Below are 14,509 nucleotides of genomic sequence, written 5' to 3'. Positions count from 1 at the left end.
TTACTGGGGCGGCAGGCTCTGGCTGCTGACCGATCCGGACGGGGCCGTGGCGACAGGCTGTGTCTGGGTGGTGGTATTCGTGGTGGTGGTCTGGCCGCTGGTCTTGTCCGGGCGGCTCTGGGCCGTGGTCAGGACTTCACTCAGGGCAGAGCGCAGCGGGTCCGCGCCGGAGTTGTTGACGCGCATGGAGACCACGATATCTTCCGGCCCGACAATCTGGTTGTAATAGGCCCGGTTGGCGGCACTGTTGACCCGCATCTTGGACCCGCCAAGGGCCGCACCGGCAAACAGCCCCTTGGATTTCTGCACACCCTTGATGCTGGTATTGTGCTCGCCCGCCGTGCCGCTTTCCAGTCCGGACCCGGAGGACGCGAATGACGTGCCGACATCCGCGCTCAGCTTCATCTGGCTGTCCAGCAGGGACTGCACGCCATCGTCAGTCATGACGAACAGCATGACCTCGACATCCTGCATGCCCAGCTGGAGGCCGAAATTGGCCGACGACATACGGTAGAACGCCGGGTCGGACCATGATCCATGCGCATCACGCGTCAGGAAAACACAGCCCCCCCCACCGCCGCCAAAGGCGATCGACATACGGAAGACGGACGGGCAGACAATGACCCCGCGCGCTTCGGCAAGGTAACGGGTCACCTTGCTGCCTGCTGTTGCGGTGGAAAACATGTCACGAACGGTCAGGGTGGCGCGGTCCACCAGGCTCTGTTCTTCTTCCATGCTGGCGGCCATGGCCGTGTGCAGCGGTATCATCAGGGCCAGGGTGGCGAGTGATGTCCTGATGAGATGAAACTTGTGCAAACCCATGCTCCCTTTCCGATTCGTAACGGCAGATCCACCAAAACGGCCCGTGCCTTGGAGTGGTCCGTTTTCATGGCTGAATCATGGTCCATAAGGCAAGCCCATGTGGCACGATACAGCCATATATTGCGGTTATTTAAGGGAGACCCCGACTGCGTTCGACAGTGCATCGGCAATGCCCGGTGCGGCTGCCAGGATACAGACGCCTCCCGTCAGTCCGCCGTCGCGCAGGAAGGGCGATACACGCGCCCCGGCTTCATCCAGCAGCACGAGGGCGGCGGCCACATCCCACAGGTTGATGCAGATTTCCAGATACCCGTCCTGACGCCCGCACGCGACTTCTGCCAAGGCGATGGCACCGGACCCGCCCGACCGCGGCATGGCGCCAAGGTTCAGGATCGCGTCGATTTTCTGCTGGAATACGCCGGGGGGCACACGGTTGCTCCATCCCATCTCGATCAGGGAGGATGCGGTGTCGGTAACCGGGGATGCATGGATGCGCTGACCGTTGAGGAACGCGCCATGCCCCCGCACCGCCGTATAGGTTTCGCCCAGCATGGGGGCTTCGATAATGCCGGCAACAGGCATGTCGCCATCCATCAGGCCGAGCGAGATGCACCACCGGTTGCGACCGCGCGCGTAATTGGATGTGCCATCAATCGGGTCCACCACCCAGCGCAGGGTGCCGGTGCGGGTGCGACCTTCCTCCTCGCCCTGGAAGCCGTCTTCGGGGAACAGCATGCCGATTCGTTCGGATATGAAGGCCTCCACCGCGCCGTCGGTTTCCGTCAGCCAGTCCTGCGCGCTTTTCTGCGTGCCCTTGGGGCCGCCGGGCGCCGGGCGCATTTTCATGGCGAGGTCCGCGGCATCACGTACCACCGAGCGGGCGGCTTCAAAACGGGTCAGAATGGCCTGTGTCATGGGGTAACTTTCTTTTGGGGTATGAAAATCCTAGTCCACGCGTAACGCCGTTTTCACCGCGCGGTCCACTTGGGGCGTTTCCATCCTGCCTAACCGTTCAGCGGCCTGCATGGCAAACTGTAACGTAAGTTGCTTTCGTCGCGCAGGGGCCAGCGTGGCCAGCGGGGAGGGACGGAGGATGGCACAGTCAACACAGGCAGCCATCCCGTCCACGCCGTGATCCGTCGCGGCCATGATCAGGCCGGTGTCCTGTGGCAGAACGGCCTGGGGAAAGTCCTGATTGACGGCAAAATACATCTGGTCGCACCACTGCATGTAATCCTGCCATTTCTGGTCGGCACGGAAATCGGGCAGTCCGGATTTGATCTCGATACAGATGAAATGGCCCTTGGGCGTCAGGGCCATGATATCGGCGCGCCTGCGGTCCGGCAGGCTGAATTCATGCAGCACCGCCCAGCCATGCAGCCTGCACATCCGGTTTGCGCCGGTGCGGATGGCGGACTGGACCTGTGGCGCGGGCGGGCGGGGCATGGGCCGTCCGGACCGGTCAGGCGGCCGGGGTGGCGGAGAGCAGCCGGGTCACCAGTTCCAGGTCGGCGGGTTTATCCACATCGACCGCGGCACGCCCGTCCGGCAGGGGGATCATGACGACCCGCGCATGTGACAGTTGCCCGATGCGTCGGCAGACATCTGCCCGCGTCAGGCGACGAAGGACGAACCGCAGCAGGATTCCCGCCCCCAGGGTGCGCGCCATCCTGAACGGGTGCTTGCGGTCGGCTTCCAGTTTCTGCCACAGCCTGATTACGCCACCGGCGGCAGGCGTACGGAACAGGAACATGTTGCAGCCCGAAAACGCGCCATCCGCCAGCCGGATCATGGTGCGTCTGGTACCTGGCACATCGCGCAGGATATCCGGCTCCATCGCGATTCCGGCGGCGACGTCACAGCCACTGTCCTGCGCCCCCTGCACGAAGGCGTGGACCCAGCCGGGTTGCAGCAGGGCATGGTCGGCAGTGGTGACCAGCAGGGGCGTGCCCAGCGTGTCCAGCGCCCGCATGACACTGGCGCTGGGGCCTGCTGCGGGGGGAATGAAGGTCACATTGTCCGGGACGGCGCCGGAGAGCACCTCAGGCCGTTCGATACAGACGGCAATCCTGCCGATGCCTTCGACCGCCTGCAGGGCCGTAATGACCCGATTGATCATGGGAATGCCGCATACCGGCAGCATGGCCTTGTGGGAAATCCCTGCCGCCTGCGCCATGGGGTCGGGACGACCCGGCCGACTGCCCGCCAGTATGAGAACATTCAGCCCCATCTGCGCGTTCACGCCGCGTTACGGGTGGTGTTTGCGCCATCAGGCCGGTCACGCGGGGGGGAACCGGTTTCCTCCATTACCCACGGATACTGCTTGGCCTCTTTCACGTCATAACCGAGGTTGAACACCGTCGGGCTGCGGGGGCATCCACGGGCATCGGTGTAATAGCTACGGAACAGGCGGTCCGCCACAAAGCTGGTAATGCCGTAATTGCCGTTTTCGTTATGGAAGTGATGCAGTACGTGGCGCTGCTTCATCCGCTGGATCCAGCCCATGCGCGGCTTGTAGTTCAGGTGCTGGATGCAGTGGAAGAATTCATAGATGCACGTAATGGTCAGCCCCGCGCCAAAGGCCGCCGCCGCCCCTGCCGTGCCGCCAATGGCATAACCGATGGGAATGGTGACGATGGCGATCGTGGGAATGGTGTTCAGCGGGGAACCGAACAGCACATCAAGCAGGTGGGGATCCTGGTGGTGATCGAAGTGGATGCGCTTCCACAGCGTGGCGCTCCATTTCATGCGATAGAGAAACCGTCCGTGCAGGATGAAGCGATGAATGGCGTACCACACCAGCGGGTAGACCAGTATGACGGACACGATGCTGATCGCAACCGGTGCCAGCGACGTGAAATTATAGACCATCAACGCATAACTGGCGATTGCCAGCGCAAAATACAGCAGGATGGTGGGGTAGGTCAGGTAGGCAATCCAGAGCTGACGCAGGTTCATCTTGCCCAGGTCGAAACTGCGTCCTGTTCGGATGGAACTGTTTTTGAGGGTATTCGTAATCATCGCTCTTCGATCCTCAGTAGCACGGTGATGACGCCAAGGATGAAAATCAGGATCCCGACGAATATCGCCATAAGCGAGGGCAATGTTCCCGCATTTCCCAGTGCGCGCAATAGCCCCTGAAATACGATAAATAGCAGGCCCGCGCCCAGACACCAGATTGGCAGCCAACTGCGCGTTCCGGCCCGCGGTGGGATATAGACCACCGGCACGGCCAGTAACAGCATTACCGTGAACGTCACGGGTAACATGATGCGTCCCAGTATTTCCGTCAGGAAAAAGGACGGGGACTGGCTGGAAGGCAGCGCGCCACGCTGTTCCTCCAGCATTGTGTTGATGGACTGTGTATAGCTGACCGTCAACTGGATGAGGTATTCCGGCGTCAGGGACGCAGGCCAGTCCAGACGTATGCTCTGCCCGGGCGGGGTATCCAGCAGGTCCACGCGCGTGGGGCTGACCACGCTGAGGATGCGGGTCGGCGTACCATACCAGCGACCGTGGATATAGTGCACATCAGCCAGCGTCGTGACTTTCTGCAGCAGGTTGCGGTGATCGCGGTGATAGACGGTCACCTGCTTCATCATCGCGCCGCCAGCACTGAGAAAGTTTACGTTTATCAGGTCATTGTTCGCCCTGATCCAGTAGTTGTGCCAGTCATTCGGCGCATTGGGGGACGTGGCGTTCCACCATTGCGCCAGGGCCTGTTCCGTTCTGGGGGTGACCTGGTCATCGACAATGCCGCACAGAACGCCCAGGGCGATGACAGTGGGCAGCAGCAGCTTGATCAGTCCCGGCGTGGACAGGCCGGCTGCGCGCATGATCGAAATCTCGTTCGACGTGGTCAGTTGCAGCAGCGTCAGCAGCGTACCGATCAGCACCGCAATCGGCATGGCGTTGCCAAACAGCAGCGGCATATGCATCACCGCGTAGTACAGCACCCCCGTCAGGCCAAGGTGGCGGTGCATGATTTCCGTCACCTGCTCCAGCAGCGCCAGGATTTCCATAAGTGCCACCACGATAATGGTGGTTGTCATCACCTTGGACAGCAGTTCACGCGACAGGTAGCCCAGCAGGACCGTGCCGCTGGCCAGGCGTAGCCGGAATTTCATGCTCCGGCTTCCGTAATGCGTCGCGGCAGCCCATCGGCCGACAGTTCGCGCGGCGGCAGGGCGGGACCACGGGTCAGCAGGACACGGATGCCACCTGCCTGATGGATCAGCATGCAGACGCAGATCACGGCGAATGCCAGCGTGGGCAGCCAGATCACCAGCAGCGGGGACGTATGCATGTTGGCGACAAAACTCATTCCCATCTGCAGCGTATGGTCAAAGCCGACCAGCGTGATCGCGGCGATGGCAAGGCCGGGGTTGCCCTTCTGCCGCTTGCGCACGCCGGCCAGTGCACAGGCAAGGATGGGGATGAACGGGATCGCCGCCGTACGGGCCAGACGGAAATGCAGTTCGGCAATCATGTAGGAATGGCTGATGGACGGGTTGCCGTGCCGTATGCCGTAATACAGCTCCGGCACGGTCAGTTCGCGTTCTGTTTCACCACGGCGGCGATAGGCTTCGTCATCCAGCTTGGCTTCGGGCGAGATGAGGCGGGTGGTACGCGTGAACTCCGTAATGGAGGGAGACTTGTCGGCGCTGTCCGTCACGATCGTGCCATCGACCAGGTCAAGGCGTATCTTCGAACCATCCGCAGGGATATAGATATATCCTTTCTGTGCAGAAATAAGGCGGACATGCGCCTTGTCCGTCTGGTCGCGGATAAAGACATTCCACAGGCGTGATCCGGCGTGATCGACCGTTTCCGCCGTCAGCAGGATATTGTCCGATTCCGCGAACATCTTGGACTGCAGATGCGGCGTCCAGCCCGCATGGCTGGCGAAATAGAAGGCCGAGCGGTAATCGTAACGCGCGTATGGCTGTATGAACCCATACAGCGAAAAGGCCAGCAGGCCGAATATGGCCCCCGTCAGGACAAAGGGCTGGCATATGCGGAAGATCGACACCCCGCCCGCGGTCAGCGCGTCGATTTCATGGTTGGCGCTCATGCGCCGGATCACGGAAAATACGCTGACGCACATGGCGGCAGGCAGCGCCAGGCCCAGATAATGGGGTACGAGATCGCTGAGCAGCGCGACGAAGGTTTTCATCGAACTGCCATTGGCCGCCAGCAGGTCGAACAGGACCAGCAGCCGCTCCAGCAGCAGGGCCGCCATGACCACGCCCAGCGCAATGGCAAAGGGCGGCACGACCTGACGCAGCAGGTAGCGGTCCATTGTGTTGGGACTGAGTTTCCCTACAATCCGATGTGGCAAGGACATGCGACTCATGCAGGCGTGCTTACACCGGAACCACACTGTGATGGAGAGGGCAGGTCAAAAATAGTTTCCTGCCCCGTGCCTGTCGTCGCATCAGCCATGAAGAAACGACGCACGACATGCAGGCTGTAACCCGCGTCATGCGGGGTGACCGAAATACGGTTCCATCCCGCCGCGCGCAGTGGATCACACGAACGTGCCGAAGCCGATGCGATCCCGACGACCGGCACCGGTCCCATGCGACCGGGAAGGGAGGACAGGGTCGATGTATGGGTATGGCCGTGCAGGATCATCTCCGCACCTTCGGCAGCGATGCAGGAGTCAAAATCCTGTATGTCCGTCAGGGCTTTACGGCGTATGGCCAGTCCCGATACCGGCGGGTGATGGATCATGACGATGCGGCACAGTCCCTGCCTGCCGGTGTCCCGCAGGATATCACGCAGCCGGGCTGCCTGCCGCGTGCCAACGGTTCCGGTCGCCATGAACCATGGTGTGGGTACTGCCGAACTGACCCCGATCAGCGCCACGTTTCCCACCCGCCGAACGAAGGGAAACGGCAGGGGACCCATCCATGGCTGCCACAATCCCAAGGTCTGGGGCCATCTGTCATACACAAGGGTGTCATGATTCCCCGGAATGACTGTACACGGTGCAGGCATCTGCTCCAGCCAGCGTCGTGCCTGCCTGCATTCCCCCGGCAGGCCCATATTGGTCAGGTCGCCCGTTACGGCGATCATGCTGACCGGACAGGTTGCGATATCCGCCATGACCTTGGCCAGGATTTCCGGGCGATGGAGATGGCGGCGGCGGCCTTTCCACGAAAAATAGCTGAACATGCGCTTGTTAAGTCGTTCCCCCACGCGCGGCGGCACCATTTCGGTGGGCAGGTGGGGGTCGGATAAATGCGCGATGGTGATGGTGTTCAAGCTGACCTCTTTCCTTGCCTCATGCCTGCCGGTACCGCTGTCGACATGTGTTATGGCTGCGTGCGCGGGAGGGCGCTCCATCTTTTCGTGCCTTGCAATAGAAGGCAGATGGTTGCTTATGGCCTGTAAGTCAAATTTCAGACAGGGATGGAATGATCAGTGACCGGACGATTTGCGCTTGTTTATAACCCGCGCAGCCGGCGGAACATGGGCGACAGGAGCTTATACGCCCAGACAGCCCGTGATCTGCTGGGAGAAAACTTCGTTGATCCGGCTGACCGTTCCCGTCTGGATGCCAATATTGCGGAATTCGCGTCGCGCGGGACCGACTGTATCGTCATAGATGGAGGGGACGGGACCGTCAGTGACGTCCTGACCGCCATCCACCGGCATTATCCAGCGGACAGGCTGCCTGCCCTGGCCATCCTGCCATCCGGCAATACCAATCTGATTGCGGGGGATGTCGGTTTCGGGCTGCGTGGCATCAAGGCGCTGGAACACCTGCAGCGCCTGGACGCATCGGGCCTGCTGCGTCGGAACGTGCGTCGGCGCTGCGGGCTGGTTGTGGAATGGCCGGAACCAGACGGTCGCGCGCCCGTCGTGGGCATGTTCCATGGGGCTGCCGCGTTTACGCGCGGCATCGAACTGGCCCACCAGCCGGCGATCCTGAACAATTATTCGCATGAAATGGCGGTTGTCGTTTCGTTCCTGTCATCGGTGGCGCATCTGCTGACACGGCGCTCCCGGCAGGAATGGATGCGCGGCAACGCGCTTGTCATGCGGGCCGGGGCGCATATCCAGCGTCAGGGCAACTGCTTTCTGTTCCTGTCAACGACGCTGCAGCATCTGCCCCACGGCATATGGCCGTTCTGGACCGCGCCTGGCACGCGTGACGATGTCATTAACTTCCTTCATGTTGCAGGCCAGCCTTCGCGACTGGCGGCGGCGGCATGGGCGCTGCTGCGTGGACGGCACCCGGCATGGCTGCGACAGGATCCGGATTATTGCAGCGGGTGTGAGGACCGCATTGAAATGCTGCTGGAATCTGATTTTGTACTGGATGGGGAGGTGTTTTCACCCGGGCCAGCTGGCCGGATCGTACTGTCCGCGACGGCCCCGATAGATTTCATTCACGCGTAAGGAAGGGTGACCATGCCCCAGTCCAGTCCTTCAGACCGCACTGCCGCAGCCGGTCGGGTTGCCCACCTGCTGGCCCATGATCTGGTTCAGCCGGTCGCCCCCTTTGTGACCGGGTTTGTGGCGCGCCTGCTGGGCGGGACGCAGCCGCTGGGTGTGATTTTTTATGGGTCCGCCCTGCGCGCGCCAGACCCGGAAGGTATCCTGGATTTCTATGTGATTGTCGAACGGCTGGAAGACTGGACTGCTGGCACGCTGTCACGTGAAGCCAACCGTATCCTGCCGCCTAATGTGGAATATCACGAAATTACGATTGAGGGACGCGTCATCCGGGCCAAGGTGGCAATCCTGTCGATTGCACAGTTCCGGCGCATGACTGGGCGCGCCACATTGGATACGACGGTCTGGGCGCGCTTCTGCCAGCCTGTGCGACTGGCATGGGTGAGGGGACCGGAGGCGGCGGATGCCATTCTGGCCTGCATCATCCGCGCGGTGGCGCAGGCCGGGCGCTGGGCTGCGGCACTTGGTCCTGCACACGGGACGGCGGATGATTACTGGCTGGCCCTGTTCGCACACACCTATGGCGCGGAACTGCGTGTCGAGAACGGGCACAGGCCCAGGAGTCTGCTGCAGGGGCAGGAGGCGCGGTACAGGGCCCTGTTACCTGATATATGGCGGGCCGATGGCCTGCCCTTTACGTGCACGGGGGACGAACTGTCGCCCCGGCTGACACCAGAACTGCGTCAGGCCATGCGTGAAGGCTGGTGGCTGCGCGGCCGGTTGGGCCGTGTGCTGAATGTCAGCCGCCTGTTCAAGGCCGCGTTTACGTTTGAAGGCGGAGCACGCTATCTTGCATGGAAGATCAGGCGCCATTCCGGCATTGAACTGCCGCTGGGGCCATTTTCGGAACGGCATCCGCTGATCTGCCTGCCGTATCTGTTATGGAAATTACGGCAGGCAGGTTTTTTCAGGCGGCGCGATTGATACCCATCTCGCCCGCTACAACGGCGAAGATTTCGACCGCCCTGTCTATCTGCTCCGGCGTGTGCGTCGCCATGACGGACGTCCGCAGCAGCGGATGCTGGTCAGGCGTTGCGGGCGGCAGGCTGAGGTTGACGTAAACCCCCAGATCCAGCAGCCGGTTCCAGAAAGCGACCGCAACCGCCACATCATCCAGAATGACGGATACGACGGGGCTGGCCTGCGGGCCGGTGCGTAGCCCGGCAGCCTGCAGCCCGGCATGAAGCCTGCGGGCGTTATCCATAAGGCGCACACGCAGTTCCGGCCTGTTCTCCAGTTCCGTTAGCGCGGCCATGGTCGCGGCGATGACTTCAGGCGGCAGGGATGCTGTGAACATGTAGGGACGTGAACACAGCCGGATCAGGTCCAGCCCGTCGTGGTTGGACACACAGTAACCGCCGACCGTGCCAAGGCTTTTTGAGAAGGTGCCGACAACGAAATCGACATCATCCTCCACCCCGTCGGCTTCCGCCACGCCACGGCCATGTTCGCCCATTACACCAACGGAATGCGCCTCATCCGCCAGCAGCCACGCACCGGTTTCCCGCTTGACGGCCGCGAATTCCGCCATGGGCACGACATCGCCCATCATGGAATAGATGCCCTCGACCACGATCAGTTTCGATCCTGGTGTCCCTTCAAGGCGGCGCAGGCGTTTGTGCAGGTCATCGGCATCGTTATGACGGAAGCGGATGACCTGTGCATGGCCAAGGCGGCTGCCATCATAAATGCTGGCATGACTGTCCGCATCCAGCAGGAGGTAGTCGTCCTTGCCCGCAAGCGCAGAAATCGTGCCCAGATTGGCCTGATACCCGGTGGAAAACACCATGCAGTGCCTGCGGCGGAAGAAGGCGCACAGCCGTTCTTCCAACTGACGGTGCAGCCCCTGCGTACCATTGGCGATACGCGAACCGGTTGTGCCGACGCCATATGCCTTGGCGGCTTCCACCGCAGCTTCGATCGCGGCGGGGGACTGGCTCAGCCCGAGATAGTTGTTGGTACCGAACAGAAGCGTCTCACGTCCTTCGATCAGCCCGACCGTGGAGGAAATGGGCTTTTCGATCACGACGTTGAAAGGATTGCGTCCGCCGCCAGCCGTCACGGCCGACAGGGCGGACGCGAGACCTTCATATTTCGAGAAAATTGACATGGTGTATCAGGATGCCTGCTTGAGAGAGACGATGCAGGCCGCCAGATCATCAATCGTGCGGATATCCGCCAGCCGGTCAAGCGGCACGGAAACGTCGAGGGTATCCTCGATTTCCATGACAAAATTCATGACGGCCAGTGAATCAAAGGCCAGATCCTCGACGATCTTGCTGCTGCCATTGATATCACGGGGAACCTTGGGGTTCGCCAGCAGCGTCTTCACGATCAGCGCGGAGACGCTCGCTACCGTTTCACTCATTCCTACATCCTTATGGCATGTCCTGCCTGCTTACAGGCAGGGGATCAGCATGAATGGCCTGCCCCACAGTCCATGACCGGGGGAGCGGGGACTGCAATCGGTCCCCTGATCGGAAGTCTTATGATCGAAAAACAGGTTTTTGGCCAGTCCTGCTTTACATTCTTGCCCGACCGGACGGGAGCCGTGCGGCTCCGCTCCATCAGGCCACGGAAACCGACGATGTTTCCAGCGGCTGGAACGCACCAGACAGCAGCATGGCCTTTGCACACGCACGCGTCAGCTTGCCCGATGACGTCTGCGGCAGCGTATGGGGGGGCACCAGAATGACGGAGACATCCACCCCATGCTGCCGGCGGAACAGGTTGGCTGTTTCGGTTTTAAGTGTTTCACGCGCTTCGGGGGAAGAGGCACGGCACTGGACCAGTGCCACGATTTTCTCGCCTTCATCCTCGTCAACCGAAAAGACAGCGACATCGCGGCTGCGCAGGCTGCTGATTTCGGTCTCGGCAGACCATTCCAGATCCTGCGGCCAGATATTGCGGCCGTTGATGATGATCAGGTCCTTGGCGCGGCCGGTTATGACAACCTGTCCATCCAGCATGTATCCCAGGTCGCCGGTATTCAGCCAGCCATTGGCATCCACCACGCGGGCGGTTTCCTGCGGGCGGCGAAAATACCCCTGCATCAGGCTGGGGCCGCGTACGAATACGGCCCCGATCTGGCGGTCATGCAGCACGTTGCCCTGCGGATCGCGGACTTCCAGTTCATGGCGCGGCAGGACTTCACCGCAGATGACAAAGGTGCGCAGGGCGCGCGTGGGATCATTGGATGGAATGGCTTCGCCCCGCGTTTCCAGTGCGCGCAGGTCGATCGTATCCGTCCTGATGCCCGAACCAAGCGGCGCGAAACTGATGGCCAGCGTGGCTTCGGCCATGCCATAGCTGGCGGTAAACGCGCCGCTGTCAAACCCGACCGAGGCAAAGCGCTGGGCAAAATCCTCAAGGATATGATAGCGGATCATGTCACCGCCAATACCCGCCACGCGCCATGACGACAGGTCAAGCTCGATGGAGGTGGCGCGACGTGCGCACAGTTCATAGCCAAAGGACGGGCTGTAGGAAATCGTGCCACGGTTGCGGCTGATCAGATCCAGCCAGACATGCGGGCGCCGCGCGAATTCGCGGGTGGGCAGCATGTCGACACTCAGTTGACATGTCATGGGGGTCAGGAAAAAGCCCACCAGACCCATGTCGTGATAAAGCGGAAGCCATGATACGCAGCGATCGCCCGTTTCCCGGACCTTCAGTCCGTTCAGGGCGATGGCATGGGCATTTGCCATGCCGGAACGCTGGGTAACCGCGATTCCCATAGGGAAACGGGTGCTGCCCGAGGAAAACTGCAGGTAGGACAGGTCATCAGGCTGGACCGAGGGCAGCGTTTCGACCGTAATGGGCGTTTCCAGCAGTTCCGCTGGCGTGCCGGAGAATTTCAGATCCAGCCCGGCGGTGATCTCATCCGTCCATGATGAAATGATGGAGGCAATGACCACGGCGGAGGCTGCGGCCCCTTCGATCATTCCACGCAGTGTGCCCACATAACCTTCACGCCCACCAAATGCGACGGGCAGCGGCAGGGGGGCAGGAACAAGGCCTGCATACTGGCAGCCAAAGAAAATACGGGCGAAATCCCCATCGCTTTCGGCGACGATGGCGACACGGTCACCCGGTTCCAGCCCCAGCGACAGCAGGCGCCTGGCCGTCTCGATCGCCTGTTCGCGCAACGTGCTGTAAGGCAGCGTTTCGAGCAGTACGCCCTTGCCAGAGTAGATGTTGAAGCCGCTCTTGCCCTGTGCGGCATAATCCAGCGCTGCCGGGAACGTCGGAAAATCGCCGTAACGACGCGGCAAACCAGAATCGGAGGGGGTCGGGAGGCTTATCATTTCCGGTAATGTGACTTCCACAGACGTAACTTGAAACGGCGAATGGGCGGTGTTCAACCAATTAACCTCAAAAAGTCAATAATCGATTTCGCGCCTTTGGCCGCCGTATCTTCCGGAGCCGCAAACCCGAACGTATCGCGTATATACTCTTTTTGTCGATCAAGGAAATTTGCATGCGTGAGGAAGGCCCTGTCAAGGGTGAGGGCAAATTCATCCATGCTTGAAACAACGGGGCCAAGGGTCCAGTTTTCGTAATTCGGGTTGCCACGCCATTGCACCCGATGTGTATTCAGAAAAATGCAAGGGCGCGGTTTTGTCAGGAATTCACTGACCTGGCTGCTGACATCTCCAAGATACAGGTCTGCTGCCAGCGTATAGCTCATGTCCACGCTGCGGTCGCTGCCTGGATCAATGATCATATGCGGATGCATCCCATATCGCGCCAGTATACCATTACTTTTCAGGCGATGGGTATCAAACAAACGGTAATGCGGTGCGAAGATCAGATTGTATTTTTCCTGGTGGGCAAAATAATCAAGAACTGCCATGCCAGACCGGTGCCATGATGACAGGCGCGGGCTGAAATGGGGATTGTAGAGAATGGTCGGACGGGTATTGGGGAATAATGGCAGACCATGGGCGTGCAGCCGGCGCACCATATCGAATTTTGCATATATGCCAGTGGTATAATGGCCGGGGCGCAAAACACCGGCCCGGGTCAGTCGTTCCTCTATTTTGTGTCCCGCCATAAGTATGAAATCGAACTGGCGCGTATCATGAGTGAATCCAATGGCCCGGTCACCCGCACCATGACGGGTCCAGATTAGGCGGGGGGAAGAGACCCCCATCTTGCGTAAATACAGGGATGTACGTTCGGGCACGACAATTGCCTGAAATCTGTTGAAATAATTTCTGTTCAGCAAAAGGACTGCCATTTTACCCAGCGGGGTCTGCCCGTGCTGCCTGATGTGGTGCCGAAGCCATCCGGGCATCTGTAAAATATCAAAGGTGACCGAAGATTCGGGGTATAATCTGCAAAGAGAGCGGATACGGGAGTCGCGTTCCGGGGTCAGGCTGGCAATATGAACCTTAATTCCCGGATAAAGCCGTGCCATTTCCAATGCGATTGGAAGAGAATGGAATTCCTGATGCGGCTGGGCAATATAGGGAAACAGGATGTGAAGCATTTACGGTTGGCCTGAGGATCCTTGGTAGATGATGCCATGGAAAAATATCTCATCAGAATTTACAATAAATTTAAGAAGATGATACTGTGATATATTGTATATGAATATCGTATATTTATGAGCCCATCTTGGGGTTGTCTCGTGTTCTTTTGAAATACATGGGGAACGAAGGAGGGGGTATCGCTCGCATGCTGTGAGGCCTGTTCCTTTTGGTGGATTGAAATTTCCAGCGTGTCGGCAGCTTGCGAGGGGGAATAGCTGTACCTTCCATCGTGCCTGTCTGCGCAGAAAGAAAAATCGCTGAGGGGGGGGCTGCCTTTCCCCAGCGATTTCCGCAGTCTGGGTGCGCAATCGGGCACGGCGAAGTGTCTGCATAAACCGAGCGCATACTTCTCAGGCGCGCGTTTCTGATTGAACGCAGGCGCACTGACGTAATCTCCTGGATGCATATGGATTGGAATGAAGTCATATACGTGTCTCTGGCACGTTTTCAGAAGGAATGATCATTCTGGATGTGGCCATGCCTGTTCCATTCATGGCCTTTTATCTGGCTACCAACAAGGAGGGAGGAAACGACACTCCTGAGTGGACGAGCTAATCCTTATGCCGTGGCATCTGTGATCTGTCCTGCTCGGCTGTCATGGAAATGGCCGAGCATCGAACTGAGATGAAAATCGCGTCTGATTGACCATATATATTATGCCGACTGATTCTGGCGATCGGCAT

14 protein-coding genes are annotated in these 14,509 nt (G+C 59.9%); 2 read left to right on the top strand and 12 right to left on the bottom strand.

All coding sequences use genetic code 11. From position 1 onward, the window contains the following. The 8 genes from HNO79_RS09105 to HNO79_RS09070 all read right to left on the bottom strand — a co-directional run bounded on the left by HNO79_RS09105 (nt 1) and on the right by HNO79_RS09070 (nt 7,092). A complete protein-coding gene (locus HNO79_RS09105; protein ID WP_010514522.1) occupies nt 1–822 on the bottom strand; it encodes a lipid-binding SYLF domain-containing protein in 822 nt (273 codons plus the stop codon). 126 nt (nt 823–948) lie between these two features. Then, nucleotides 949–1,737: an inositol monophosphatase family protein gene (locus HNO79_RS09100; protein ID WP_010514521.1), complete on the bottom strand. Its 789-nt coding sequence runs from the start codon at nt 1,735–1,737 to the stop codon at nt 949–951. 30 nt (nt 1,738–1,767) lie between these two features. Then, nucleotides 1,768–2,268 carry an MmcB family DNA repair protein gene (locus HNO79_RS09095; protein WP_048855317.1) on the bottom strand — a complete coding sequence of 167 codons (501 nt, stop codon included), beginning with the start codon at nt 2,266–2,268 and terminating at the stop codon, nt 1,768–1,770. 16 nt (nt 2,269–2,284) lie between these two features. Further along, nucleotides 2,285–3,052 carry a nucleotidyltransferase family protein gene (locus HNO79_RS09090; protein ID WP_214165189.1) on the bottom strand — a complete coding sequence of 256 codons (768 nt, stop codon included), beginning with the start codon at nt 3,050–3,052 and terminating at the stop codon, nt 2,285–2,287. A gap of 8 nt (nt 3,053–3,060) precedes the next feature. Beyond that, a complete protein-coding gene (locus HNO79_RS09085; protein ID WP_010514518.1) occupies nt 3,061–3,843 on the bottom strand; it encodes a sterol desaturase family protein in 783 nt (260 codons plus the stop codon). Beyond that, a complete protein-coding gene (locus tag HNO79_RS09080) occupies nt 3,840–4,949 on the bottom strand; it encodes an LptF/LptG family permease (RefSeq protein WP_214165188.1) in 1,110 nt (369 codons plus the stop codon). The genes HNO79_RS09085 and HNO79_RS09080 overlap by 4 nt, the downstream gene beginning before the upstream one ends. Then, the gene (locus HNO79_RS09075) at nt 4,946–6,124 is read right to left on the bottom strand and encodes an LptF/LptG family permease (RefSeq protein ID WP_010514516.1); all 1,179 of its coding nucleotides are present in this window, start codon (nt 6,122–6,124) and stop codon (nt 4,946–4,948) included. Before HNO79_RS09075 ends, HNO79_RS09080 begins: the two co-directional genes overlap by 4 nt. A gap of 50 nt (nt 6,125–6,174) precedes the next feature. Next, nucleotides 6,175–7,092, bottom strand: coding sequence for a metallophosphoesterase family protein (locus HNO79_RS09070; RefSeq protein WP_200408970.1), 918 nt, complete (start codon nt 7,090–7,092; stop codon nt 6,175–6,177). A gap of 159 nt (nt 7,093–7,251) precedes the next feature. Between HNO79_RS09070 and HNO79_RS09065 the strand changes: the two genes are divergently transcribed. Then, nucleotides 7,252–8,232 carry a diacylglycerol/lipid kinase family protein gene (locus HNO79_RS09065; RefSeq protein WP_010514514.1) on the top strand — a complete coding sequence of 327 codons (981 nt, stop codon included), beginning with the start codon at nt 7,252–7,254 and terminating at the stop codon, nt 8,230–8,232. 12 nt (nt 8,233–8,244) lie between these two features. Further along, nucleotides 8,245–9,213 carry a protein-tyrosine phosphatase family protein gene (locus HNO79_RS09060; protein WP_214165187.1) on the top strand — a complete coding sequence of 323 codons (969 nt, stop codon included), beginning with the start codon at nt 8,245–8,247 and terminating at the stop codon, nt 9,211–9,213. On the opposite strand, the gene spt is transcribed toward HNO79_RS09060, so the two are convergent. The 4 genes from spt to HNO79_RS09040 all read right to left on the bottom strand — a co-directional run bounded on the left by spt (nt 9,197) and on the right by HNO79_RS09040 (nt 13,783). Beyond that, a complete protein-coding gene (gene spt / locus HNO79_RS09055) occupies nt 9,197–10,399 on the bottom strand; it encodes a serine palmitoyltransferase (protein WP_010514511.1) in 1,203 nt (400 codons plus the stop codon). The genes HNO79_RS09060 and spt overlap by 17 nt on opposite strands. Before the next feature lie 6 nt (nt 10,400–10,405). Then, on the bottom strand, nt 10,406–10,657 hold the full coding sequence (locus HNO79_RS09050; RefSeq protein WP_007400085.1) for an acyl carrier protein: 252 nt from the start codon (nt 10,655–10,657) through the stop codon (nt 10,406–10,408). Nucleotides 10,658–10,856: 199 nt separating this feature from the next. Beyond that, the gene (locus tag HNO79_RS09045) at nt 10,857–12,596 is read right to left on the bottom strand and encodes a fatty acyl-AMP ligase (protein WP_214165186.1); all 1,740 of its coding nucleotides are present in this window, start codon (nt 12,594–12,596) and stop codon (nt 10,857–10,859) included. 53 nt (nt 12,597–12,649) lie between these two features. Then, nucleotides 12,650–13,783 carry a hypothetical protein gene (locus HNO79_RS09040; protein ID WP_048855322.1) on the bottom strand — a complete coding sequence of 378 codons (1,134 nt, stop codon included), beginning with the start codon at nt 13,781–13,783 and terminating at the stop codon, nt 12,650–12,652. Nucleotides 13,784–14,509 lie beyond the last annotated feature (726 nt).

Origin of the sequence: Komagataeibacter oboediens (assembly GCF_018491655.1) — a bacterium.
Lineage (GTDB): Bacteria > Pseudomonadota > Alphaproteobacteria > Acetobacterales > Acetobacteraceae > Komagataeibacter > Komagataeibacter oboediens.
Note: the sequence above shows the minus strand (reverse complement) of the source record. Positions and strands in the feature narration are given on the sequence as shown.